Annotated in this window: 19 protein-coding genes; 7 read left to right on the forward strand and 12 right to left on the reverse strand. The window is 58.7% G+C overall.

Annotated elements, in window-relative coordinates; genetic code table 11:
- Positions 1-4 precede the first annotated feature (4 nt).
- Positions 5-1195: a 2-oxoglutarate dehydrogenase complex dihydrolipoyllysine-residue succinyltransferase gene (odhB, locus tag PCAR_RS15910; protein WP_011342729.1), complete on the forward strand. Its 1191-nt coding sequence runs from the start codon at positions 5-7 to the stop codon at positions 1193-1195.
- Positions 1196-1563: 368 nt separating this feature from the next.
- Here odhB and PCAR_RS15915 read toward each other — a convergent pair whose 3' ends face one another.
- The 5 genes from PCAR_RS15915 to PCAR_RS15935 form a co-directional block, all read right to left on the reverse strand.
- Positions 1564-1929, reverse strand: coding sequence for a molybdenum cofactor biosynthesis protein MoaE (locus tag PCAR_RS15915; RefSeq protein ID WP_011342730.1), 366 nt, complete (start codon positions 1927-1929; stop codon positions 1564-1566).
- Between the two features lie 95 nt (positions 1930-2024).
- Positions 2025-3026: a thioredoxin-disulfide reductase gene (trxB, locus tag PCAR_RS15920; protein WP_011342731.1), complete on the reverse strand. Its 1002-nt coding sequence runs from the start codon at positions 3024-3026 to the stop codon at positions 2025-2027.
- Between the two features lie 164 nt (positions 3027-3190).
- Positions 3191-7732, reverse strand: coding sequence for a glutamate synthase-related protein (locus PCAR_RS15925; RefSeq protein ID WP_011342732.1), 4542 nt, complete (start codon positions 7730-7732; stop codon positions 3191-3193).
- Positions 7733-7884: 152 nt separating this feature from the next.
- Positions 7885-8541 (reverse strand): isoprenoid biosynthesis glyoxalase ElbB, encoded by a 657-nt coding sequence (elbB, locus tag PCAR_RS15930; RefSeq protein ID WP_011342733.1) that lies wholly within the window; start codon positions 8539-8541, stop codon positions 7885-7887.
- Between the two features lie 446 nt (positions 8542-8987).
- Positions 8988-9581: a helix-turn-helix domain-containing protein gene (locus PCAR_RS15935; RefSeq protein WP_011342734.1), complete on the reverse strand. Its 594-nt coding sequence runs from the start codon at positions 9579-9581 to the stop codon at positions 8988-8990.
- A gap of 254 nt (positions 9582-9835) precedes the next feature.
- Here PCAR_RS15935 and PCAR_RS15940 point away from each other — a divergent pair, with 254 nt between their 5' ends.
- The 6 genes from PCAR_RS15940 to PCAR_RS15965 all read left to right on the forward strand — a co-directional run bounded on the left by PCAR_RS15940 (position 9836) and on the right by PCAR_RS15965 (position 14815).
- Complete coding sequence (locus PCAR_RS15940) at positions 9836-10579, forward strand: HAD family hydrolase (RefSeq protein ID WP_011342735.1); 744 nt, start codon at positions 9836-9838, stop codon at positions 10577-10579.
- Positions 10580-10638: 59 nt separating this feature from the next.
- Positions 10639-12075, forward strand: coding sequence for a DegQ family serine endoprotease (locus PCAR_RS15945; protein ID WP_011342736.1), 1437 nt, complete (start codon positions 10639-10641; stop codon positions 12073-12075).
- Between the two features lie 90 nt (positions 12076-12165).
- Positions 12166-12435 (forward strand): hypothetical protein, encoded by a 270-nt coding sequence (locus tag PCAR_RS15950; protein ID WP_011342737.1) that lies wholly within the window; start codon positions 12166-12168, stop codon positions 12433-12435.
- Positions 12436-13416 carry an RluA family pseudouridine synthase gene (locus tag PCAR_RS15955; protein ID WP_011342738.1) on the forward strand — a complete coding sequence of 327 codons (981 nt, stop codon included), beginning with the start codon at positions 12436-12438 and terminating at the stop codon, positions 13414-13416.
- A 208-nt stretch (positions 13417-13624) separates the two neighbouring features.
- Positions 13625-14416 (forward strand): peptidoglycan editing factor PgeF, encoded by a 792-nt coding sequence (pgeF, locus tag PCAR_RS15960; protein ID WP_011342739.1) that lies wholly within the window; start codon positions 13625-13627, stop codon positions 14414-14416.
- Between the two features lie 108 nt (positions 14417-14524).
- On the forward strand, positions 14525-14815 hold the full coding sequence (locus PCAR_RS15965) for an HNH endonuclease (protein WP_011342740.1): 291 nt from the start codon (positions 14525-14527) through the stop codon (positions 14813-14815).
- 6 nt (positions 14816-14821) lie between these two features.
- On the opposite strand, the gene PCAR_RS15970 is transcribed toward PCAR_RS15965, so the two are convergent.
- From PCAR_RS15970 to PCAR_RS16000, 7 genes are all read right to left on the reverse strand, one after another.
- Positions 14822-15049 carry a hypothetical protein gene (locus PCAR_RS15970; protein WP_011342741.1) on the reverse strand — a complete coding sequence of 76 codons (228 nt, stop codon included), beginning with the start codon at positions 15047-15049 and terminating at the stop codon, positions 14822-14824.
- Positions 15042-16496, reverse strand: a complete 1455-nt coding sequence (gene glgA / locus PCAR_RS15975; RefSeq protein ID WP_011342742.1) for a glycogen synthase GlgA — start codon at positions 16494-16496, stop codon at positions 15042-15044. Before glgA ends, PCAR_RS15970 begins: the two co-directional genes overlap by 8 nt.
- A 54-nt stretch (positions 16497-16550) precedes the next feature.
- A complete protein-coding gene (locus PCAR_RS15980) occupies positions 16551-19856 on the reverse strand; it encodes an alpha-amylase family glycosyl hydrolase (protein ID WP_011342743.1) in 3306 nt (1101 codons plus the stop codon).
- 129 nt (positions 19857-19985) lie between these two features.
- Entirely contained in the window at positions 19986-21014 is a 1029-nt protein-coding gene (locus tag PCAR_RS15985; RefSeq protein ID WP_011342744.1) for a galactose-1-phosphate uridylyltransferase, read from the reverse strand.
- 48 nt (positions 21015-21062) lie between these two features.
- Entirely contained in the window at positions 21063-23150 is a 2088-nt protein-coding gene (locus PCAR_RS15990) for a glycoside hydrolase family 57 protein (RefSeq protein ID WP_011342745.1), read from the reverse strand.
- 30 nt (positions 23151-23180) lie between these two features.
- Positions 23181-25709 (reverse strand): mannose-1-phosphate guanyltransferase, encoded by a 2529-nt coding sequence (locus tag PCAR_RS15995; protein WP_011342746.1) that lies wholly within the window; start codon positions 25707-25709, stop codon positions 23181-23183.
- Positions 25709-26095 (reverse strand): response regulator, encoded by a 387-nt coding sequence (locus PCAR_RS16000; RefSeq protein ID WP_011342747.1) that lies wholly within the window; start codon positions 26093-26095, stop codon positions 25709-25711. The genes PCAR_RS15995 and PCAR_RS16000 overlap by 1 nt, the downstream gene beginning before the upstream one ends.
- Between the last annotated feature and the right edge of the window lie 96 nt (positions 26096-26191).

Below are 26191 nucleotides of genomic sequence, written 5' to 3' on the forward strand. Positions count from 1 at the left end.
CTCCATGGATATCCGCATCCCCGAAATCGGCGAATCGATCATCGAAGCCAAACTGGCCAAATGGCACTGCCAGGATGGCGCACAGGTGCAGAAGGACGATCTTCTGTGCGAGTTGGAAACGGACAAAATCACCCTGGAACTGTTTGCAGAAACGGATGGCGTTGTCACTCTGCGCACCGAGGAGGGCGAAACCGTACCGATCGGAACGGTCATCGCCGTCCTGACCGAAGAAGCCGGTCAGGCGCAAACCACCGAGCCCCTGGAACCGTCGGAGCCACCGCCTTCCGACACGCAACCGGCCGAATACCCCGCTGCCGGGCAGGAAACCGCTGAACCGGAACCAAAACCTCCCAGACCGCAGAAGCAGAGTGCCGTCCCACAGACCGAGACCGAGACCGAAGCATCACCGGAGCCTATCGAACCTGCCATCCCGCAACCCGGGGCTCCTTTTCCAAACATGGAGGAAGACCTGGGCGACCATGACTCCGGAGACGAAGAGCGCCTCAGCCACCGCGAGCCTCTTTCTCCCCTGCGGCAGACCGTTGCCAGAAGACTGCTGGCGGCACGCCAGCAGACCGCCATGGCTACGACCATCAACGAAGCCGACCTGTCACGGATCATGGAGCTGCGCAGCCAGTATGGCGAGCGTTTTATGGAACGGAACGGCATCAAACTCGGACTGATGTCTTTCTTCGTCAAAGCCTGCGTGGAAGCGCTGCGCGAATTTCCCGTTATTAACGCCCGTCTGGAAGAAGAGGCCATCGTTTATCAGCATTTCTACGATATCGGCATCGCCGTCGCCACGGACCAGGGACTGGTCGCGCCGGTGTTGCTGAATGCCGACCGCCTGAACTTTGCCGACATCGAGAAACAGATTGCCGAACTGGCCGAAAAAGCGCGCAAACACCGCCTGGCGCTGGCCGACCTGCAAGGCGGCACCTTCTCCATCAGCAATGGCGGGGTGTACGGCTCGCTGCTCAGCACCCCTCTTTTAAACCCGCCGCAAAGCGCCATTCTCGGCATGCACAGCATTCAGCAGCGCCCGGTGGTGCGCGACGATCAGATCGTCGCCCGGCCCATGATGTACCTGGCGTTGAGCTACGACCACCGGTTGATCGACGGGCGCGATGCGGTGAATTTTTTAAAACGGGTGGTGGAACGGGTGGAGGAACCGGAGGAGTCGTTGCTTGAATAGGGGCGACGGGATGCCGCCCCTGAAAAGATCTAGTTGCATAACCGTTGTTTGATTTCGGTGATTTTGTTCTGCACGCAATACCGATTTTTCGACGCATTAACTTTAACTGCAACACCGCGGGGTTGCGCCCCCACCCGGCGCCTTACTCTCTTTTTACACCAAAAGAGAGTAAGCAGAGAAAGGTGCCCCGCTTCTGGCCCGCCTACGGCGGGTTCCCTCCACTACGCAACCGACGGGCGGGTGGACGAGATTCGCTACGCTCAGTCGTCCACCTGTCTCGCCCGCCGCCCGCTTCGTTCCGGCGGCGTCACAAGGGGATTTAGCAGCAAACCGGCAAAATCATATGAACCAATTCAGCACTCAATATTCTACGCAAGCTTGGCTTCCGACTTGGTCACGGCTTCATCCTTGACCCGGTCAAGAACTTCCGCCAGCACCGGCTTGACATCCTCGCGCAAGGCACCGGCCACGATGATGAACAACAGGTCGTCGCCGGGTTTGAGGGTACCCTCGCAAGCCTCGATAAGGACCCGGAAGATGCCCGGCTTCTGTTCGTATTCCTGCCGCAGGGCTTCGATCTTGTCATGATCGACTTTGACGGTTACGGCCGATACGGGTTTGCCGTCGCCGCGCGACCAGCCCCGCACCACGCCGTTGTGCGCCAGCAACATGCCGACATTTTCAGCGAAGCCGGGCTCCTGTTTCAATTGAGCGATGGTTTTGGTGATATCCATGATTACCCTCCCTGTACCTGAATTAAAAAACAGTCCGACAGCCTCCTGGCTTATCCAGATGTGAGATTAAATCGCCGGCGCACAAATGTACAGATCTAATCCTCTTGCGCGGCAACCGGATGGCGTTTCTGCAAGGCCTGACACTTCTTGCAATCGGCGTCTTCGAGGCACTCAAGAAAGCGCTGCGACTGCATGGCGGCCATGCAACCGGTCCCGGCAGCACTGATGGCCTGGCGGAAAAAAGGATCCTGCACATCACCGGCAGCAAACACGCCGGGCAGGTTGGTCTCCGTACCATTACGGGTCAGGATATAACCCCAGTCGTCCAGATCGAGTTGCCCCTTGAATAAGGTCGTATTGGGCACATGGCCGATGGCGACGAATATGCCGTCACATGGGCAATCCTCCTCCTTGGCCGTAGGCAGATGCTGCAGACGCACCCCACGCACTCCTTGTTGTTTATCCCCCAGGATCGCCGTCACCACGGTATCCCAGACGAAGTGGATCTTGGCATTCGCCTGGGCCCGCTGCTGCAAAGCGGCGCTGGCCCGCAAAGCGTTGCGTCGGTGTACGACGGTAACCTTGGCGGCAAAACGGGCCAGGAACAAAGCATCTTCCATGGCGGTATCGCCGCCGCCGACCACCACAACCTCCTTGCCCCGGTAAAAGAACCCGTCGCAGGTGGCGCAGACCGACACACCGCGCCCGTACAACTCCTTTTCGTTGGGCAGACCGAGCATGCGCGGCGAAGCTCCGGTGCAGACGATAAGGGAGCGGCATCGGTAGAGATCGTCCCCCACCCATATTTTATACGGATGTTCGGAAAGCTCGACACGCGAAACTTCGCCGGAGACGAACACGGTCCCGAATTTCTCAGCCTGCCTGCGCATCGATTCCATCAACTCCGGTCCGTCAACCCCGTCGGGAAAACCGGGGAAGTTTTCTACCAGAGTGGTGCCGGTCAGCTGGCCACCGGGCTCCAGGCCGGAGATCAACAGCGGGCAGCAGTTGCTGCGCGCCGTGTAGATGGCGGCCGTGTAACCAGCCGGTCCGGAACCGAGGATAATCTGATCGTGGATATTCTCGCGTACGGGCATGGGTTTCTCCTTCATCCGTTACTGCAACAGCGTAAAAGCCGTGATTGGTGACAAGTGATTAGTGATTGGTTAAAACCAAAACATGCCCAGCACCAGCACCAGCACCAGTCACCAGTCACCAGTCACCAGTCACCAGTCACCAGTCACTAGTCACCGCTTCACCCTTATTCCGTCATAACCGGCGGCGCATCCACGGCTCCTACCGGGGCAATGCGCACGAACCGGGTGCGGCATTTATCCTTGAGCTGCTCCACCCACGCGGCCTCCTGTGCCTGATGAGAATAAAGCAACTCGCGATGATAGGCTCCCAGCAGACGCTCCACCGCCTCGACATCGGTATCGTCCAGGTCATAAAGATCAACCTGTGCCGCCCGGGCCAGTCGTCGTTTCAGTGCTGCGTGGGTCATTCCCATCGGTTCGTCCAAAAGACAATACACGCTGCCGCCAGTCATGCCGGAACACAACCAGGGACCGGGATCTCCCAGCACCACCACATGACCGGCGGTCATGTATTCGAAAGCAAAGCCCTTGATATTGGCCCTCCCGGCGAGGTTGCCTGCTTCATCGTCGAGAGGCTGTCGCAGGCGGCCGCCAATAACCACCTCAGCGCCGGACAGGCGTACGCAAGCGCGACTGTCCGCGTCCCCCTGGATCAGGAACAACCCGCCCTGGGCACCGTAAGCAAGCCCCTTCCCCACGGCACCGCCAACCCTCTGTCCCTGGCGGTTTTCTCCCTTGAGGACCACGATCTTGCCGCCACGGGCACCTTTTCCGACACCATCCTGCGCACTGCCCTCGATACGTAAGTTAATACGCGAGATATTGAACGCCGCCAGACCATTGCCGGGGATAGCATTGCGCCGGAAATGCAGCAACACCTGCTTGTCCGCTCCCGGCCGTCCTTCGGCCCGGTCGCGCGCCATGGCGCCGGCCAGATACGTGCCGATGGCCCGGTCGCTGCTGGAGGCGCTTTGATCCTCGTAGCGGATACGACTCTCCGGTCCGTCAAGGGCTTCGGTCACCAGGCTGGAGATCAGTGAGGTAAGATAATTGAGGGGTTTGCGAATAATGCGTACATCGGCCGCTGAACGCGGCATATCGGCCAGCGGCACAGGTGCCAGCAGGTCGCTTAAATCGAGATGCTCATGACCGCGCTGCTGCACCAGCAGGTCTGCCTTACCGACCATATCCTGCGTACGACGGAAGCCCAGGCGGGCAGTCAGGTTACGGATTTCTTCCCCCAATGCCCGGAAAAAAGTGGTCTCGTAAATGATGCCGTTTTCCAGCACCCGCGGCACAAAGCGTTTAAGCCCCTTGGCCTGCGCTTCCTCGACCGTTTCAATCTGGGTGGCGATACCGACATGACAGGTACCGAGATGACAGCTGCGACAGGCAGTACACCCGATAACCACCATGGGCAAGGTACCGAAACCGACACGGTTGGCCCCCAGCAGAATCATTTTCACCACGTCGCGACCGCTGTGCATGCCGCCGTCGGCCCAGATTTCGACCTTATGACGCAGCCCCGACTCGGCCAGCGCGCGATGCGCCTCGCGCACTCCGATTTCGGCGGGCATACCGACGAACTTGATGGCATGCTGGCGGGCCGCCCCGGTACCGCCGTCGTAACCGCTGATGGTGATGATGTCGGCCCCGGCCTTGGCGATACCCATGGCAATGGTGCCGATACCGGCCACCGCCGGCACCTTGATGGAGATACGGGCACGGGGATTTGCCGTGCGCAATTCCTCGATGATCTGGGCCAGATCCTCGATGGAATAGATATCGTGGTTATTGGAGGGCGAGATAAGCGTCACCCCCGGTGCGGCATTGCGCGCCTCGGCGATTTTTCCGGTGACCTTGAACCCCGGCAGATGCCCGCCCTCGCCCGGCTTGGCCCCCTGCCCGACCTTGATCTCAAGGATATCGGCCGAATTGAGCAGATCCATATGCACACCGAAACGCCCGGAGGCCAGTTGCTGTCCACGGTTGCCACGGTACTTGCCGAGCATGTCGGGAATCTCGCCCCCCTCACCGTTCATGCAGACGATATTCAACCGTTTGGCAGCCTCGGCATAAATGCGAAAGGCCGTCTCTCCCTGCGAACCGAAACTCATGGCTGAAATGATGATGGGCAGATCGTGGCCGCCGACCGAGGCATCGACATCGCGGGGGTCGACGGTCAGTTCGCTGGGAATGGAAAAATCGAGCAGGTGCCGGATCGCCAGGGGGTGTTCCTCCATGTAGCGCCGGATCAGGCGCGACAACTCGTCGTAATTCTCCTCCATCTTGGCGACGGCAGCGACGGTCTTCCAGATACGCGGATACAGCCGGAACAATTCCGCCACCGGCTGCCGGCGACGACTGCGCGCCACGCTGCTGCGTTCCCAGCCGTCGCTACCGAGCCGGGCCAGGGTCAGCCCCCCCTGGGCGGAGCCGCAGAAATTGGCAAGGCCCAGAATATCGGCCAGTTCCGGTGCCAGGCCAATCCCCGCAAAATGCCGCCCGTAACCGCCGATCTCGTGAATGCCCATGGTCGACATGACCTTTTCCAGCCCCTTGCCCAGAACATCGAGCAATCGCCCCACACCGTCCTGATAGTCGTCTGCCAACTCCCACATGAGATAGGGACAAACGGCGTCGGCTCCCATACCCAGGGCACAGATGAGATCGTGCAGATTACGCAAGGCTCCCGAGCGCAGAACCAGTGAACAACTTCGACGCAGGCACTCCCCATGTTCGTCCAACTGATCGATAAGGTGGCTCTGCAGCCAGGCCAGCAGCAACAGCGGGTCGAGAAAGCCATATCCGGGGCTGAAACTCTGACTGTCGTCGATCAGCAGCAGGACGGAGCCCTGGGCAACAGCGACGGACGCCTCCCCGCCCAGCCGCGCAAGGGCTTCCGGCACGGTCTCCTGACGGCGCAGGGCGCAGGATAAGCGGCGGAAACGGTGTCGCCCGCCGCTGAAATGCCCCAGCAGGCGTTCCAGAGTGGTGGTGCCGTGGTCCGCCGCAATGGCATCGTCGTGATTGACCGGCCCGAGTCGACGCCCTCCCAGCAGCAGCGGCAGCATCATTTCCACGGCCTTGCGCCGACGGCCGCGCAGGGTCGGGCAGCCCCCCAGAAAAACCCGGGTGGAAAAATGTTCCGCCTCGCGTTCGCGGTCGATGGCCGGATTGGTCACCACCGCTACCTGCTCCTTGAGATAATCGGCCAGGTTCTGGCGCGTATTCGCCAGAGCCGCCAACGGACCGTCATAACCGAGCGAGGCAATCGGATCACGCCCGGCACTGGCCATTTCCTTGAGACTGCGCAAATCGCTGGTTTTCCAGGCACAGGCCGACAGCAGATTATCGCGCAGCAAATTACGGCTACGCGCAAAAACCGATGCCGCCGCAGGCCGACGATCCGGCAAATTACGGGCGGATGTCACCATACGCGCCTGGGAGGGCAGCGACGTGCGACGTTGAAAGTTGCGCTGCACTTCATTACGGAGTTGCTGGTGGTTCAGCACCTCGACTGCCTTGCCCAAGGGGATATTCATGCCGACCTTCTCCCCCGGTGCCAACGGTTTGGGGTCGGCAAGGATTTCCTCCTGAGGAACGACCCCGACTTCGGAGGAGGCAAAATATTCCCGCTCGGTTTCACCGAACCACAGCGGCCGCAGCCCCATGGCGTCGACACTGCACACGACCTGATCGCCCGACCGGGCGATAACCGCCGCCGGCCCCTGGGCGCTGGTCGGGAAAAACCGCCGGAAAAAACCGAACAATTGACGCTGAACATCCGGAAGCTGCTGCATTTCACTGAAAATAGGAGGGAAAACCATTTCCATGGCCTCGAAGAGGCTCAACCCGCTACCCTGCATGAGGCCTTCCAGCAACCGATTGAGATCCTGGGAATCGCTGCCGCCGGCCGGCAGAACGATACCGAGCAACCGGGCTTCTTCCCGCAGCCGCTCGATGGTGTTGATTTCGCCGTTATGTCCGAGCAGACTGAAGGGCTGCGCGCGCAACACCGTGGGCAGGGTATTGGTCGAAAAACGGCTGTGACCGATCGTCGCCGCCGACAGAAAATCGCGCCGCTTCAGATCCGGATAGTAACGTGCCAGCATCTCCGGCGCGCCATGAACCTTGTAAGCCGTGGTCCGCTGGGAAAGGGACGCCACCTGGATCGGCAGTTCGGCTTCCAGGGCCACGTGCAGTTCATACAGCAACACGGAACCGGCTTCGGGCTCGGGTACGGTCAACGCCAGCTGCCAGACCAGCGGTTCGCTGGCACGGGCACTGGCGGACAGGATCTCGCTACGCACCGGCAACGGACGATGCAGCAAAACGCGACAACCATGCGCCCTGAACAAGGCAAGAATCCTGTTTTGCAGGTCCTCCATGTCCGCCTTGGCCAGTGAGCGCGGCAGCAACAGGTGAGCAACGGCAAATTCCGGCGCTTCGGCCAATTCCTGTACATAGTCGGCCCGGGCCAGGGTTTCCCGCCACAGCAGGCGGGGGATATCGGTCAATACGCCGCAGCCATCGCCTTCGCCACCGACCTCGCCGGCACGGTGGCCCATCTTGATGAGAGCCTCGATGGTTCGCTGCAGATTGCCATGAGTCGGCTGGCCGTGTTTTTTAAAAAACCCGATAATGGCACAGGCATCGCGTTCGTCGATATGGCTTGGGAAACCGGAAAAACCGACTGCGTTCATGGGATACACTCCTCGAAACATGAGTAAAAAACCTTCGCAGATAGCAACCACTTTACAAGCATAACCGATGAACAAGACGCTACAACATACAACGGGGGCGGACATGCATCATGTCCGCCCCCGTTGTCTTGATCTTATGTGCCGCCGTCCTTTCAGACCATGGTCAGCAACTGCTTTATCGCTTTTTCGATACCTGTCGCGGCCTCGGCAATATTTCCGGCCAGCATATAGGCCGGGGTGGTCACAAGCCGGTTCTTTTCGTCCACCACGATATCGGTGGCCGGGCAATCGACGTGCTCCGCACCCATGGCCTTAAGGGCTGCAGCGGTTTCCGGATCGTTGCCGATGGTCAGGCGCGGCGTATAACCCTGCAAGGCTTTGGCCAGCAACGCCGGGGCGATACAGATAGCCGCCACCGGCTTGCCCTTGTCGATCATGGTGCGAACCAACTGTTCGACCTCCGGCAGAACCGTGCAGGCGGCGCCTTTCTCGGCAAAATCACAAAGATTCTTCGCCGCGCCATAACCACCAGGAATCACCAGGGCATCGATATCCTGAGGACTGACGGTCGCCAGATCGACCACTTTGCCGCGAGCGATGCGTGCCGATTCGGCCAGCACACCGCGCTCCTGATCACTTTCGGTTTTACCCGTGAAGTGATTGATAACATGCATCTGTTTCATATCGGGAGCCATGCAGACAACTTCGGCACCGGCACGTTCGATAGCCAGCAGAGCCAGCACCGCCTCATGGATTTCGCTGCCGTCGTACACACCGCAACCCGCTAGAATCAATCCTATTCGCTTCATGCCGATACCTCCTGTCCAGATCTTGATGTGCTGGGCTTTGATTTCGTCCGTATCGAAATCGCCATGCTGCGTGCCTGGCCCAACCTTTTTGCGATCCGGGCGCTTTCGCGGTTTGACTTCGATTATCTATCCTAGTTTTCATCCGGAAACGGTCCTTTTCCCCAATCTCTGCGTCAATCTTCCCACTTGCTTGTGACTTGGGCCATCCCTGGCCCTCGCCCTACGGGCAGCCGGAGGCTGTCCATTGCGCATCCTGCTCCATGATGCGGCGTAAAAACTACGCCTCCGCGCAAGTGCTCGATTTTCTTGACCTTGGGAAAAATCACTCGTTTCCCTTATGAAAACTACGCAGTGTGCATCCTGAGTTTCCGGATGCACACTATCCTAACATAAACAATACGACCTGCCTGTCAAGGCGGAACCCGCAATCGGGTTCGCTTTGCCCCCTAATCCTGAGAGTAGATAACCGCCACCGCACGTGCAGGGACATCGCCGACGGCTACGTACCCATGGGGTTCGTTGGAATCGTAATACAACGAATCCCCTGGACCGACGGTCATGATCTCGTCGCCGTAATGAAACTCCACCTGCCCCTGGAGAATATAAAGAAACTCCTCGCCCTCGTGACTGACCAGCAGATCGTCCCGCCAGGGCTGGACTTCGAACTGGATAAGAAACGGTTCCAGGCTGCGTTGCTTTTTCCCGTAGCCCAGCGACTGGTATTCATAGGGAGAACTCCGCCGGCTGCGACTGCTGTGGACATCCTGCTGCCCCCCTTCGCCAGCGCGCACCAGAATGCATTTTTCGATGCTGCCTTCCTCCTGAAAAAAGGTATGCAGGCCGACCTTGAGTGCCTTGGCGATGCGCAACAGGGTCGCCAGGGGCGGAATAACCTGTTCGTTTTCGACTTGCGACAGCAGGGGCTTGGAAAGACCGGTTGCTTCGGAAAGATTTTGCAGCGTCATGCGCCGCTCCTGACGCAAGCGACGTATCTTGAAACCGATCTGCAAGCCCTTGACTTCTTCACGTATATCAGTCATTGATTTTGTTTACCTCACTGTTTTTCTTAGATTTTTTACCTTGCACACAAACACAAGTCAAGCCATTTTATGGTGACAGCTGGCGGCTCTTTGGTCCGCCCAAGCATGTTTCGTCCGACATGGTATGCTACTAGAACAGAGGCGAACACAAGCTTGAAAAGACCTCTGTCGAGGAACACTTCGTTCCCGAAAAACCGGTATCCCGGCCAGCGCTTTAATCGTATATCTGGCAACCTTTACCCGACACGGTCATCATGCAATTTAGTCTTTCCGAAAACATACACGGCATCCTGTTCGATCTGGACGGTACCCTACTGGATATCCAGATGGAGGATTACATCAACGGTTACGTTGAAAACCTGGCGCGTTGTTTCGAGGATATTGCAGACCGCACGGTGTTTGCCGAAGTCCTTATCAGTTCAGCCTACGCCCTGTTCTCCGACCGCGACGGTGAACAGACCAATGAACTGTTCTTCCTCTCCATGATAGCCCGTCAACTCGGCATCGGCAAAAAGCAACTGCGTCTACGCCTGCAAAAGTTCTACGAAAACGGGTTGGCCCAGCTGTCACACCTGGTTAAACCCTTTCCGCAATCACACGCCATCCTGCAAAGCTGCTTCGAGCGCAATCTAAAAGTCGCATTGGCCACCAACCCGGTGTTTCCACGGGCAGCCATCAACGCCAGATTGCGCGGTGCCGGTCTGGACGGGTTTCCCTATGACCTTATCAGCAGTTACGAAAACAGCCACTACTGCAAACCGCATCCGCAATTTTTCCTCGATATCCTCTCCCGGCTGTCCCTCAATCCCGAAAACGTCGTCATGATCGGTAACGACACCCAGTACGACCTGCCCGCGCGCCGCGCGCATATCGCCACTTTTCTGGTCGATACCTGCCTCATCGATCACGACCGCCGTGTCGGGCAGGCGACCTGGGTAGGAAACCATGACGACCTGCTGCAATTCATCAGGCAGCTCCCCGCACGCCGCAACGATTGACAGTTTCGGGTTTTTCCGCTACGCTGCCGATGATTTATCTATCTGTAAAGGAACGGAAAATGATGCGTTTTCGACGTACCCTTGTGACACTGCTCATAAGTGGACTGGTGGTGGCAACTCTGCCCGCCTGCAAAACGGATTCGAACAAGCCGACTGCGCCGGACACACCACCGGCAGCGCAGGCGCCACCGGTACCCGAACCGGCCCCGGAACTGCTTGCCACGCAGGCGGCCTTTATCGATGTATCTGAAAAAGTCACGCCCTCGGTGGTCAATATTCAGGCCGCGCGGGTGAGCCGCACCCCCAGGCTGGGTCCGCTATTCGAGGATTTTTTCAACGAAATGTTCAGAGGCAGGCGCCTGCCTCAGCAAAAATCCCGCAGTCTCGGTTCCGGCGTCATTATCAGTTCCGACGGATATATCCTGACCAACGAACATGTCATCAAAGGTGCCGAGGAAATCAAGGTCAAGTTATCGGATGACCGCGTCTACGAAGGCCGACTCGTCGGGTCCGACCCGCGCACCGATGTCGCGGTACTCAAAATCGAGTCCACGGAAAAACTACCGGCGGCGGTACTCGGCGATTCCGACAAATTGCAGGTCGGCCAGTGGGCTCTGGCCATCGGGAATCCCTTCGGCCTCGACCGAACCCTGACCGTGGGGGTGGTGTCGGCCACCGGACGCACCAATGTCGGCATCGAAGATTATGAAGACTTCATCCAAACCGATGCCTCCATCAACCCCGGCAATTCGGGCGGCCCGCTGCTCAACATCTACGGCGAGGTGGTCGGCATCAACACCGCCATCGTCGCCAGCGGCCAGGGCATCGGCTTCGCCATCCCCATCAACATGGCGCGTGCCATCAGCGACCAGTTGATGACCACCGGGCAGGTGGTGCGCGGCTGGCTGGGAGTCAGCATTCAGGATCTGTCGGCGGAGCTGGCCGACTCTTTCGGCCTTGACCGTGCAACCGGCGCCCTGGTCAACCAGGTTCTGCCGGATTCGCCTGCCCAGCAGGCCGGCATTCGGCGCGGCGACATCCTGCTGGAACTTCAAGGGCGCACCATTCGCAATGCCAGCGACCTGCAACAATTGATTGCCAACACCCCGGCCGGCAAAACCGTGGACCTGAAAATATTGCGCGAAGGCCGGGAATCGACCATTCAGGTCACCATCAAGCCACGCGGCCAAGTCGCCGGCGCCTCCTCGGGAGAACGTCAGAGCCTCGGGCTGACACTGGTCAACACGGAGCAAAACCGCGGCATCGCGGTCAGGGACGTTGCTTCCGGAAGCATCGGAGCCGAAGCCGGCATCCGTCCCGGTGATATTATCCTGAGCCTGAATAACGTCAAATTAACCGACCTGCTTTCTTTCGACCGGGCGCTCAAGGAAGCCCAAACAACAAAAATCGTACGGCTGCTGATCAAGCGCGGAGAAGCTATGTTGTACCTGGCTTTTCCCGCATCGGCATTTAACGCCGATTCCGATTTACCATAAAAACTCCATTGGTGGCATGACTGTTGTCGACCTGACCACATAACAGGCGACACAACGCGCGTGCCCCCCTTAAGTATCTGGGAGGAACCCATGGCAAGGATCGTCGACAACCCCAAACTCGCCTTCCGGCTGGCACGCGCCATTGTTTCGGATATCGCCCTGTACAATCAGAACAAGGTTCAAGAGGGCATCGAAAAAGACTCTCTTTTCGATCTGCTTAACGATGAGCTGCAGGAGGGGCGGGAGCACTTTCTGGCACGAATTTCCGAAGACATACCTCATCGAGAGCACCTGTTCGACAAGGCGGTGGTCGACGTCATGGTCAAACAGGCCGGACGGATCAAAAGTTCGATCTGGTAAATGGGGCAGCTATTCACCTTATGCTTTGGCCGGGAACGGTCGCCGGAGCGTCTGGACCGGTTTCTGGTCGAGCAACTGCCGGAGTTGAGCCGCTCTCAACTGAAGAAGCTTATCGACGACGGCCGGGTGCTGCTCGATGGTGCCGCGGCCAAGCCCGGCAGCAAGCTTAAAGGCGGCGAAACCCTGACCGTGGACGTACCGGACCCGAGCCCCGCCGAAGCCGTTTCCGAAGACATTCCACTGGTCATCCTCTATGAAGACCGTCACCTGATTGTCATCGACAAACCACCTGGCATGGTCGTACATCCGGCCCCCGGACACTACCAGGGAACGCTGGTCAATGCTCTGCTGCATCATTGCCAGGACCTTTCCGGCATCGGCGGCGAGTTGCGCCCCGGCATTGTGCACCGACTCGACAAAGATACTTCCGGTGTCATGGTGGCGACCAAAACCGACAGCGCCCACCAGAGTCTCGCGGCGCAATTCAAGGCCCACTCTATCACCCGGCGCTACATCGCCCTGATACACGGTGTGCTTACCGGCGACAGGGGATCCATTGATCGGCCCATCGGCAGGCATCCCACGCACCGCAAAAAGATGAGCACGACCTGCCGCACCGGCCGGCACGCCGTAACCCACTGGCGGGTTCTGCGCCGTTTCGACGACGACCGCCTGACTTTGGTCGAGCTGGCCCTCGAAACAGGGCGCACACACCAGATCCGGGTCCATTTCTCCGAGCAGCAACATCCCTTGCTGGGCGATCCGGTCTACGGAGGCAGCGGTCGGCTTAAAACCATCAACGATCCGCAATTGCTCAAACGGGCAAAGGCCCTGGGCCGCCAGGCCCTGCATGCCCGGCTGCTCGGTTTCCAGCATCCTGAAACAGGGAAATATCTGGAATTCAGCAGTCCGCTGCCGGAGGATCTGCGCTCCGTTATCGATTATCTGACGGAAAAATACGGGCAGCCCCCTTTCGTGTGATGGCACCGTCCCGATTTTACACGGAAAAGAATCAAATTTGTTTCATCGCGAAGGACACCAACGCCACTGGAAAAGGTATTAAAAACAAATACCTATGACAATCGGCAAGTAAGGGCTTCCCCCATGGCCCCCTTCGTGGTAATTAAACACTTCGGAATGATCCGCATCCACCTGCTGGCGATGCGTTTGACAGGAGAGACCACCGTTTATGAAACTGGTTCGTAAAGGCAAGATCAGCTATATGCAGCCCGACTGGGCAATCGAAAAACCGGTTGAAGCCGGCTTTACCACGCGCAACGGGGGTATCAGCCGTCCGCCCTACAATTCGCTCAATCTGGGCTACAACACCGAGGATGCGCCTCACAACGTGGAAGGTAACCGCTCCAATCTGACCCGTGCCTTTGATTTGCACCCGCATCAGCTATTGACGGTCAAGCAGGTGCATGGCAACGACATCCTGATTGTCGATCAGCCCAACCACGATCTTTCCCATTTTCTGACAGTGGCAAGCGATGCCATTGTCACCAATCAACCCGGCTTCATGTTCGGCGTGCTGGTGGCGGACTGTTTCCCGGTGCTGCTGCACGACCCGACGCTGCAAGTCGGCGCGGCCATCCACCTCGGCTGGCGCGGCGCTGCAAACTGCCTGCTGGGCAAAACCGTGGAAGCCATGCAGAGCAACTTCGGATGCCGTCCCGAGAATCTGTCGGCCGCCGTCGGACCCGGCATCGCCGCGCACCATTACGAGGTGGATCGCACCGTGCGGGACGCCTTCCGGCAGGGCAGTGGCCACTGGCCGCAAATCGCCAGTGAAACAGCGCTGGGCAAATGGCAGCTCGACCTGCAGCGCAGCTGTCTGCTGCAGCTCGAGGACGTCGGCATCCAGAGTTCGCAAATCAGCATGGTGGAGGAATGCACCTGCTGTCACCGCGAGCTGTTCTTTTCCCACCGTCGCGACAACGGCGCTACCGGCCGTCAACTCGGGTTTATGATTCTTTAAAAGCGGTGATTAGTAACCGGTGATTAGTCATTAGTGATTGGAGGGGGGGAAACCTCTAATCACCAGTCACTAATAACTAATCACCTTTCCATTTCAAACAAGGTACACATGGACTGGTTGGAAGCCTCGGAAGAACACATCCGCCGGGAACGGCAAAAAGCCCGCGACCTGAGACGCAGCCAGTGGTGGAAAAACCGTATCGCCACGGGGATCTGCCATTATTGCGGCAAACAGGTTGGAGCTCGGGCTTTGACCCTGGATCATATCGTGCCCCTGGTGCGGGGCGGACGCAGCACCAAGGGCAACTGCGTAGCGGCCTGCAAAGAATGTAACAGCCAGAAGCAGCATCTGCTGCCGGTAGAATGGGAAGCCTATCTGGAAAAGCTCAGGCAGGAATAAACAGCTCTACAGTTCCTCAAAAGACTCTTGCTCTTCTTCGCTCTCGTCACCCGCTTCATCCTCGGCAAAATCCTCATCGAATACCCGCTCCAGAAAACGCTGGTTATCCCGGATGCGCCTGGAAATCTGCTGGCGTAACTCCTCAAATTCCGGGAAAAGTTCGGTCTGTCCGTCGATGGAAGAGGTCTCTTCGGGGGTACCGTTTCCTACGAGGGGTTTCTGAGCATCAAGCATGGTGCAACTCCACGGCTTTTCGATAAAGTTCGACGTAGCGCAACGCCGATTGCCGCCAGGAAAAATCTCCCTGCATGCCGCGACGCACCAGCTGCTTCCAGCCCTCGGGTTGCCGATACAGGGCCAGTGCCCGATCGAGGGCCGCCAGCATGGCCGAGGGGGATATCTCCCGGAAAGTAAAGCCATTGGCTTGCGTTGCCTGGTCCTGCGGATCGAATACCGTATCGGCCAGCCCACCGGTTTTACGCACCACCGGCACGCTGCCGTAACGCAGGGCAATGAGCTGCCCCAGCCCGCACGGTTCGTAATGGCTGGGCATCAGGAACATATCGCTGCCGGCATATATCAGGCGCGCCAGGCGATCGTCGAAACCGAGACGTACCGCCGTTTGCGTCGGATGCTGAGCCCCCAGCTGCGCAAAGCGGTCCATGAAATCCTGATCGCCCGAGCCCAGAATCACCAATTGTACTCCCCGTTGCAGCAGCTGCTCCCAGGCCTGCTCCACCAGATCGAGGCCTTTCTGACTGGCCAGGCGGGTGACCATGGTCAACAGCGGTACATCGGCATCGCAGCTCAGACCCAGCTGTTTTTGCAGCTGGCGTTTGTTGGCCGCCTTTCCTTCTAAGTCATCGACACTGTACGGAGCGGTCAGAGCAGGGTCGCATTGCGGATTCCACAGCTTGTCGTCGATCCCATTGAGCACCCCGAACAGTCGGGCCGCACGCGCATGCAGAATTCCGTCGAAACCGTGCCCCATCTGCGGGGTCTGAATTTCCGCACAGTAGGTTTCGGAGACGGTGGTAATCATGTCGGCATAAACCAGCCCGCTTTTCAGAAACGATACCTGGTCGTAGTATTCCAGCCCTTCCATGGTGTACAGGGCGGGGTCGAGTCCCAGGGTCGCAACAGTCTCTGCCGGAAACAGCCCCTGATAGCCGAGATTGTGAATCGTCGTCATGGTCGCGGTGCCCGCATAAAAGGGGTCTTCGGCCCATTCCGTACGCAATAAGGCCGGCACCAGGCCGGTCTGCCAGTCGTTGAGATGCAGGATCTCGGGTTTGAAACCGATTTGCGGAAGTGCCGCCAGCAGGCCGCGGCCAAAAAACCCGAAACGCTCGGCATTGTCGGGGTAATCGTTCTGAGAGGTACCGTACAACCCGTCCCGATCGAAATAGTCATCCTGCTCCAGGAAATAGACCGGCACATCCTGCAGGCTCCCCTGCCACAAACGCCCGGTTCGAATTGCATCGCCCATCTTCACTGCCGGCAACTCCCCCAGATGCTGAAGAGAGAGATGCTGCTTCCGCACGCTGCGATACAAAGGCATGATGATACGTACGTCATGTCCCAGCCGATGCAGTTCCTGCGGCAGGGCCCCGGCCACATCGGCCAGGCCGCCGGTTTTGGCAAAAGGTGCCACCTCGGAAGCGGCCAATAGAATATTCATAACAGAACTCCTTGGATGCTGGATTCTTCCGGCATGCGCATAAACCACGCCAGTCTATACGAGCTGGCGAAATTTTTCCAGTTGGTAGCCCGAGTCCTCGGCCAGGGCCAACACTGTGGTTATCCTTTGGCGATATTGCGTGAAATCAGAGATCTCGGAGGACGATAGATCAAGGCCGGCGGTTAGCAGCATGGCGTGCACCAGCCTTTCGAAACGCTCGCGGTTGAACCACTGCTGTCCCTGATAACGATGCACGAGCAAAAACGCCCGCACCGCAGGGTCATCGAGCAAACTTCCCAACCCAAGCGTTTCATCCTGAAGGTTACAACTCTGATGACGCAACAGCAGCTTCAGCAGCGCCAGATTTTCCTCCGCCAGATTTTCGGACCATTGGGAACTCACGGCATCAACCAGCAGGTAGCGATCCAGCCATTCCAACACACCGTCGGGAGTATCCGGGTTCGGATCCAGGGCCCCGAGAGCATGCAGAACCAGCCAGGGCCACAACACTTCACAGCTGCAGAGCACGTGTTCATGCGCCAATACGGCTGCCCGGCGCAGTTCCCCTTCAAGGCGAGCCACCAGAGGATCGCGGTCGCCGGAAAAGCCGAGGGCGCTTTGCAAAGCCTCGAGGAAATCGGCATAGTCCTGCACAACGCGCTGCCGGGAGTTATCATCCAGGCGGGGAAAATCCCCGCCGTCCCTCAGCAGCGACGTCAGGGCTTGCAACAAAGAAGCATAGCGTAATTTCCGGTATTCCCGATCCAGGTCAAGCACCGGACGGCCGCCGAGATGTTGCCACAACTGCCGCCAGCTGCCATCGGTGTCGTTGATCGCGACAAAATCGAGAAAAACATGGGACTGGTAAGGCCCCAATGTAACGAACAGGCCCTGCACATCCAGCTCATCTGCTGACCGCAGGTAAGATAACCCCGTGCAATGATCACGAAAACGGTAGTAGAGTTTTTTCCCGGTTTGCAACGCCAGAGCTTCGACCAGGGTTAGCTCCCTGGCATGGCCGGCAGCATCGACACGGGGGCAGGCGCTCCGAACCCAACCGCCGGTGTCCAGCGACCGGTTATGATAAACCACCAGGGCACGCTGATCGCCCCGACGATTGCTGTAGGCCAGCACATCCTCGTTCACCTGACCTTGGGTGAAAAAATCGTAGAGGTTGAAATGCTCGGAACCACTGAACAGCGCACGCCGATGCAACAGCGGGAAGATCAGCTTTTCGTGATAGGCGACAAAACCGCCGTCCACCTCTTCCCGCAGGTAAGCTCGACGAAACTCCATGCCGTATTTTTCCCGGAAGCCCTCCACCTGGCCGTGCCCGAACATGGGCAGGCCAGGCAGAGTCACCAGCAACACGGCCACCCCGAAATACTTGTCTCCCTTGCCGAACTGTTCGACGGCGGTAGCTTCGTCGGGATTATTCATGAAATTGACGAAACGTTTGAGAATTTCAGGATTAAAAGCCAGAGTCTTTTTGAGCAACTGGCGATATTTTGCATTGTCTTCCTGCTTCATCATATGCATGAAGGCACTGTTGTAGACCCGGTGCATGCCGAGGGTTCGGACAAAGAAACTCTCCATCAGCCAGAAGGCTTCGGCCAGCAACAGCGTATCGGGAGCCTCGACCGCCACCCTGTCCACCACCTCGCGCCAGAATTCGACCGGAAACAGCCGCTCGAATTCCTCGCGGCTCATGCTGTACTCCGACCGCGACGGCACCCCCGCCCCGCCACCGGGCAAAGGAAACCAAAGCCTCTGGAAGTGCTTTTTGGCCAGGGTCATGGCGGCATCGAAGCGAATGACACGAAAGTTGCGGGCCACCTCGACAATGGTACGAATCATGGCTTCACGCACCTGCGGCAACAGGAAGTTGAGCTGGGCCGTATCGTTCCAGGGCAAATGGGTACCGTCGTTGCCATGGTAGATATAGCGCACTTCGCCGGTGTGGTGGTTGACATGCTTGAAGACCACCGCCGCATCGCTGTGATCCCAGTAACCATCTTCCAGATAAAGACTCATGCCAGCGTCCGTCGACAGGTCAGTGCCGGTAAAACGATAGCCCGGATAGGGCGGATACGACGCCTGCACGAACCAGTCGGGATGCTCCTGTATCCAGCGCGAATCGATGCCGGTATGATTGGGCACCACGTCACAGGCCAGACGAATGCCCCGCTGCCGGCAACGCCGGTCAAGCTCATCAAGATCCGCCTGCCCGCCGAATTCATCGGCGATCCGGTAATCGTACAGAGCATAGGCCGAAGCCTCGGCCTCGGGGTTGCCGCGCAAGCGTTTGACCTGCCGGGAAGCCGGGGATCGCTCCCAGATGCCGATAAGCCACAACCCGCTAAAACCACGACGGGCCAGAAGGTCCAGCTCCTCATCGGGTATGTCCCCCAGGCGATGCACGGGGCGACCGTACTGACGGGACAGCTGATCGAACCAGACATGCACCGATTTGGCCAGCAGCACCAGGTCGGACATCCAGTCGCTGTCCAGGGAAAAGCGTTCTTCATCCACGACCGGGCCCACGGTATAATCGGGCGCGACCTGCGGCCCGGGGCCACCGCCACGCATCCGGACCTCCTCGGCCCTCACCCCGAGTCCGGCATCGATGGCCAGCAGCAGATCGTCCGGCAGCAAGCCTTGCCACTGCTGACGCACAAAAGCCAGCTGCCCCTCCAGGCTGTCCGGCGCCGCCTCGATGGGCGCTCGCAGCAATTCCAGAAGCGGCTGATCGAGAACGCCGGCAACCTTGGTCTGGCGAAGAGACGTATCCAGGGCCTGCAGGGTGGCGCGATAGGGAATCCGTTGCGATAACTCGGCATCATCGAACAGCCATCGGAAGACAGCTGCCGCCGGATTGGCATTCTGTACCGACAAAACCAGAAGTTCCAGCAACGTCTGGAGCCGTCCGCTGTCACCACGTGGCCCATAAAGAAAGGCATGGGACGCCAGGTCGCCTTGAAGCGCATCCGGAGGGAAAAGCTCGACAAACGCTTCCTGGCTGCGCCGTAGCCCGGGCAGAGATACCGCCTGCCGGGCCACCGACACCCCGTCCCTGCCGATGGCACAGTGGCGTTCCCGAAGATGCCGGTGCGCGAGCCATCGCAACACGCCGCTGAGCACCGCCAGCATTTCCAGACAGCCGGCACTGCATGCGGGCTCGGGGTGAAGCTGCCACATGCGGGCCGCTACTTCGCGCAACCGATAAAGCCGCGAAGCCGGAACGGCCGATGGTGGCAGGGCCAGTTGTTGTCGCGCCACAGCACTCAGCTGTAACGACAGTGAAAAATACGGCTCGGCGCCGGATAAAGGTGACGACAGGGGATCGATGGAAGGAGTCATAGCGATATGAAGTAACGACCTTTCTGGATAACACGCATGAAACGAAATGTCCGCCGGGGTTGTCCCCCGGCATTCGGAACCTGGGCCAAGCAGCTTGAGATGGTGTCTTCGAGCCTTCCTTTACCGTTTTTAAACCGCTGCTTCCCGCAGATACCGGGCCGCCTCCTCCGGCGAGGTCGGGTTGATGAAAAACCCGGTTCCCCACTCGAAACCGGCCGGCTCCATGATCTTGGGGATGATCTCAAAATACCAATGATAATCGCAGGACAGGGAACTCCAGAAGTCGGGTTTTCCCGGTTGAGGCAGGGTGGACGGTGCATTGTGCAGCACCAGGTTAAACGGCGGATCCCGGAGCACACTACGTAACCGACCCAGCACATCGCGCACCGTTTCACCCAGGGCCACCATCATTTGATCGGTCAACATGGAAAAATCGTGTTGATGGTGGCGCGGTACGATGCGCAGACTGAAGGGATACCGGGAAGCAAAAGGCGTAAAAACCGCGAAATCCGTATCGACCCGGACCAGACGCCGGCCATCGGCCAACTCCCCGGCGAGCAAATCGCACATCAGACAGCGCTCTTTGCGCCGGAAATGCTCACGGCTGGCCCGTAGCGCCGTGCACAGGTGGGGCGGGATGATCGGCAGGGCCAATAACAGTGAATGGGTATGGGGAATGGTGGCGCCGGCCTCCACCCCGTGATTCTTGTAAATAACGATGTGCCGAAACCGTTTGTCGCGCCGCAGGTCGATCAGCCGCGAGCGAAACGCGTGAAACACATCGGCCAGTTCCGTTGCCCGCAGATCGGCGGGATGCCGATCGTGGTCCGGGGTTTCGATAATCACCTCGTGGGCACCGATGCCGTTTTTGACGTCGTAGAGGCCCTCCCCGCGGGACTCGATCTGTCCCTCGATACGTAAGATGGGGAATTTATTCGGGATGACCCGAACCCGCCAACCGGGCTGATCGGCAGGACTGCCGTCCGGCCGCAGGGCGTAAACCTCCGCCGGGGTCTTGTTTTCGTGCCCGTAACAAAACGGGCAAACCGTCGTTTCGATGCGTTTGCGTCCGGTGATAAAATCGACGGGCCGACGCCCCCGTTCTTTGACGATTGCCACCCAGCTATCGATAAAAGGGTCCCAACGTAATTCGGACAAAGGGATGACTCCTTTTCTGCAACATCCCGCACCTGTTGTGCTACGGGATCAAAGCGGCCACGTCCGGTTCTCCGGATCGAGGCCGACATAGGTCAAGGACAATGGGCCATCGGCGGGCCAACGTGCAAGCTCTCTTCCGGATGCCAACAGCTGCCACGATAGAATCAATGCACTCCCCGGTGCCAGTTGCAGCAGATCCAGAGGCAAACCCATCTCGGCGATGGTGCGAGCGCCTCCGGGTCCGTATCCTCCGCCGCTGCCATCCACACAGCGCAATACGGTGCGGTCGCCATTTACAAACAACCGCGCCTCCCATCGCGCTTTGGTTGGCACCTGAATCTGCACCAGCAGTTCCCCGGCCGGCCCCGTCAAATCCGCCAGCGGACGGCGAAAATCGAACCGCAGATAAAAGTATTTTTGATCGTAACCGTAATAAAATCCGAGCAAACCGAAACTGGCATCGTGCATAGCGCCGCCGGAAGCTAACTCCACACTGCCCGCCCCCTGCCACTCGAAATAATCCGTCACCCGCCCGTCGATTACCGGATGCACCGCACCGGACGGCTGCCATACCCGACTGCGGCGTTGCGGAGCACGCAGCGGATAGCTCAGGTATCCCGGCACGGGCCTCTTTGCCGCCCGGTACAAAGCCTGCAGATGATGCCGAAAAAGCTGATCGAAAGAGCTCGCCTGGTCGGTCCGATGATGTTCGCCGAACCACCAGAACCAATCGCTGCCCTCTGCACGCAAAAGATGCGGCAGAGCCGCAGCCTGCAAATCGTCGTCAACTTCCTGCAGGGAACGGCGCGCTTCCCCCAGCCACTCCCAGGCCCGATTTTCCTCCGGATGCCCGATCCAGATGTCGAAGTCGCCGTTAATCCAGGATCCCGGAGCCAGACGTTTCAACGGCTCTGCATGCTGCGTCGCCAGGGCCTCGCCGACGGTGACCGCCCGCAACCCGGGATCGTCACTCAGCCCCTGGTAAAAGGCTCGCAAAAACGGATAGCCGTTATCCTCGTAGCGCTCCCAGCAATTCTCCCCGTCCAGAATCAATGTCACCAATCCCCCCGGTACCAACTCGGCCAAAGCCCGCAGGCGACCAAGCAGATCAGCCGCCGCATCGCTGGCTGGCCAGGTGGCATAAACAAAACCGATGCGATCCGACAGCTCCCGGTCCCGGAACAACAACGGCAATCCTTCCAGATGATAAGGGCGATAGAGCTGGCGGCGATCCTTCAAACCATCGGGCAGGGATCTGTCCAGCAAAGTCTCGTCGCTGGCTGCCCAGAGTGCGCCTTCTTCAGCCAGAATGCGCACGGCGGCTTCGCTCAATCCCCCCTCGGCCGGCCAGACACCGCGCGACCTGGAGCCGAAACAATCCGTGGCACAGCGTAGCCCCAAGCACACCTGGCGCCGGGCATCCTCGGGAAAACGAAAGGGGGTCGCCGGCAGCACAGCTTCGCTGCAGGCACGCAGCGCCTCGCTGGTATCGCACAACAGGGGCAAGATGGGATGCGCGTAGGGAGTCACCGACAATTCGATGCCGGCCTCGGCCTCGGCATGCCGGAAACGGTCCAGAACCCCCGCCACAACCTGCTGATAGCGTTGCATCAGACGCTGTTTGTCACGCTCCTCAAAAAGTCGCCCCTTGGCGAGCAACTCCGTCACCACCCCCGGCTCCTGGCGCAGGTAATGCCCTGCCCATGCCAGCAGAAACCATACCTGCAGATCCCGCAGATCCTGAACGGAAAAGTTCTGCCAGGCCAGTACCCCACCCTGGTCGCGCAACGCCAGAAGTTCACGATAGCGGCTGTAAGGCTGGATATGCCGCTCGGCATTTACGGAGAAAAACGCCTCCACCAGAAAAGCCCGTTCGCCATCGCCAAAACCTTGCGGATCGCGACTGGCAAGATCGAGCCAGCGGTCGTGTAATGCACCGCGGGCGTACCCCTGCAATTGTTCCACCAGGGTGGGTACCAGATTGAAGGTAACGCGAATCCCCAGATCAACAGCGGTTTGCAGCATATCCCCGTAATCTTTGACCGCATGCAGAAAGGCCCACGGCAACAGAACCTCATCCTGCAGGGGATCCCGATAGTCGGGCTGATGCATATGCCAGATCAGGGCAACATTCAAGGGTGGCTTGGACTTGATGGACAGGAGCTTCTACCTCGCTTGGGAATTCGTCAGTTCTTTTTTCCAGGTCTCGACTTTGCCCTGGTAGGAAACCAGCAGACTTTCCGCACGCTGGGCATCGGGGGAATCGGCCACGATATGCATCACCGGACGGTACTGGTCGGGCAACACCAGTACCCAGTCATCGTCAAAACGAACCTTCACCCCATCTATGAAAGAGGCATCGAGATTAACCGAATGTTCACTCATCTTGCGCATCAGGCCGCCCTTGAGTTGCCGGCTGCAGGGGACCTGGGTATGGCGATAAGCCCTGGCAGGCAGGGTCCGACGCATAGCTCCCAGAGACATGCCGGTACGCCCAAGCATCTCAAGAATTTTCGCAGCGGCGAACATACCGTCGAAATGCCCCTGAAAAACCGGCAGGGCAAAACGCCCATCCATGGTGGCGGTCAGAAGCCCGCCGCGTTCCGCAACCGCTTCGAGCAGAGCGCGGGCATCGTTCTTGACCGCCCGGGTAGTGAGTCCCCCGTCCTGGGCAATGCGCTCCATGGCCATCGGCGCCGAAACCGGCAACACCAGGTTTCCGGTACTTTCGCACCGGCTTACCAGAGACACCACCACCCCCAGAGCTTCGGTCTCCGAAAGCAGAACACCGCTCTCGTCGATGATGCGCAATTGCTCTCCGGAGGGATCGAGCCAGAAACCTGCCGTTGCCTCCAGGGTGCCGGTAATGCGGGCCAACTGCTCCATAGCTCGGCTGGTCTGCTCCGGCGTCACGGCACTGCGCCCTGCCTCAACATGGGAATTGAGGGCGACAACCTCGCAACCCAGATCGCTGAGTAATCCGGGCAGCAATTCGCCGGCGGGCGAGTGATTGAGGTCGATGACAACCTTGGGTGCGAAGGATCGCAACAATTGGGCATCCAGAGCGCGCTGAAACCCTTCCCGGTAGAAGGCATTCAATTGCGGCAATTCGCGGATTTCCCCGGGTTCGGCGTAATGCACGCGGCGGAAGTTTTCCTTGAAAAATATGCGTTCAATGGACTTGGCGGTTCCGGAAGAAATTTCGAAACCCTCGGCATCATAGAACTGAATCTCGGTGGCGGCCGGATCGTCGCGGAATTGGTGGAAATGCACCCCGCCGACTTCGCCAAACGTACCGAGTTTGTAGCTCATCACCGGCAGGGGCATCTGCTTGATATCCCGCACATTGACCCCGGTGGACAGCAATCCGCCGAGGAAAGCGCGCTTAAGCATGCGCGATGAGCGTTGCCCGTCGCGACTGGTGATCACATAACTGTCGCGCGGCAACACCGAACCGTAGGCCGCACCAAGCTTGGCGCAGAATTCCGGGGACAGCTCCACGTTGCTCAACCCCCTGACCGAAGCGCCCTCGAACAGACTTTTGCGCCACTTGTCCCCCCAGATGAGATTGGTGCTTACAATGGAACCACTTTCGATGGATTTGCGCGGCCATATTTTAACGTCCTTGCGCAGATACACCTCATCCCCGACATTGGTCTCATCGCCGATGACGGTGTTTTCCTCCGCGACCACCCCGCGGCCCAGGCGGGTACGATGCCCCGCCACCGTGCCAAACAGCCGACAGCCCCGTTTGACATAAACGTTGTCCCACAAAATGGTATCTTCCAGTTCCACTTCGTCTTCGATGACGCAGTTGCGTCCGACAATGCAGTTCTTGAGCTGGGCACGCCCCAGTACCTGGCTGTTGTCGCCGATGACCACCATTCCTTCGAGCAGAGACAGGTCGGCTTCGGCCACCAGGGTATCGGTTCCCAGATAAATCTGGCGCGAACCGTCGGACAACGTCGGCTCGGGCAAGGAAGCTGCAACCTTGCCGTGCCACAGGTCCCGACAGGTTTCCAGGTAGGCATCGGTATTGCCGATATCGGCCCAATAGCCCTGCTGAAGACAGCCGTACAGGGGCCGACCTTCCTCCAGCATACGCGGGAAGATATCCTTGGACCAGTCGCGGTTGGTTTCCTCGGGAATCATCTCCAGTACTTCGGGTTCGAGTACATAGATGCCGGTATTGATGGTGTCCGAAAAGACCTCGCCCCAGCCCGGTTTCTCCAGAAATTTGGTAATCGCGCCCTGCTGATCGGTGATCACCACGCCGAACTGCAGGGGATCCTCGACGGAGGTCAGGGTAATGGTGGCCAGAGCCTGCTTTTCCTCATGAAAGGACAGTACCGCGCCCAGGTCGAAATCGGTCAGCAGATCGCCACTGATAACCAGAAACCGTTCATCCAGGTAGGGAGCCGCCGCCTTGACGGCACCGGCGGTACCGAAATCCTCCAGCGGGGTGACATAGGTAATGCGAACCCCCAATTCGCTACCGTCGCCGAAGTAGTTCTTGATGATCTCGGGTTGGTGGAACAACAGCATGATCACATCCGAAATACCATGCGCTTTCAAAAGGTCGATGATATGGCTCATGATGGGCTGGTTGACCAGCGGTACCATCGGTTTGGGTAAATTGATTGTCAAAGGTTGCATGCGGGTTCCGAACCCACCTGCCATGATTACGGCTTTCATCAGTTTGGCCTCCCGCTGCTGGGTAATTTCCCTTTTTTGGTCAAAACCCGCTGAATTTCACTTTTAAGCTCGGACAGATCCGAACTTTTCACCACATAACCATCAGCCAGCCAGGAGGAAAAATCCTCTTTGTAGCAACTGAAGGCCGTACATAAAATGACCGGCAGATCCTTCTGCCTGCCGATAATATCCTGCAACATCGCCAAACCGTTGTCGCCGCCGATCTGAATGTCGAGAACCACCAGATCGTAACGGTTCTCTCGCAAAAAACGCTCTGCCTCAGCTGCCGAGCCGGCCGCATCGACATGGTAACCTTCCTCCTCCAGTTCGCATTGGAACAGGTAGCGGATGTCCTGTTCGTCATCAACCACCAATAAACGCGTCACATAGACCTCCCTTGGCGACTCTCTGAACAAAAACCGACGTCGTCCGCAGGCATCTCCGAACGCGTCGTGCTTAACATTAAGACCGAGAGGAGTATA

Source organism: Syntrophotalea carbinolica DSM 2380 (assembly GCF_000012885.1).
In the GTDB taxonomy this organism is placed as follows: domain Bacteria; phylum Desulfobacterota; class Desulfuromonadia; order Desulfuromonadales; family Syntrophotaleaceae; genus Syntrophotalea; species Syntrophotalea carbinolica.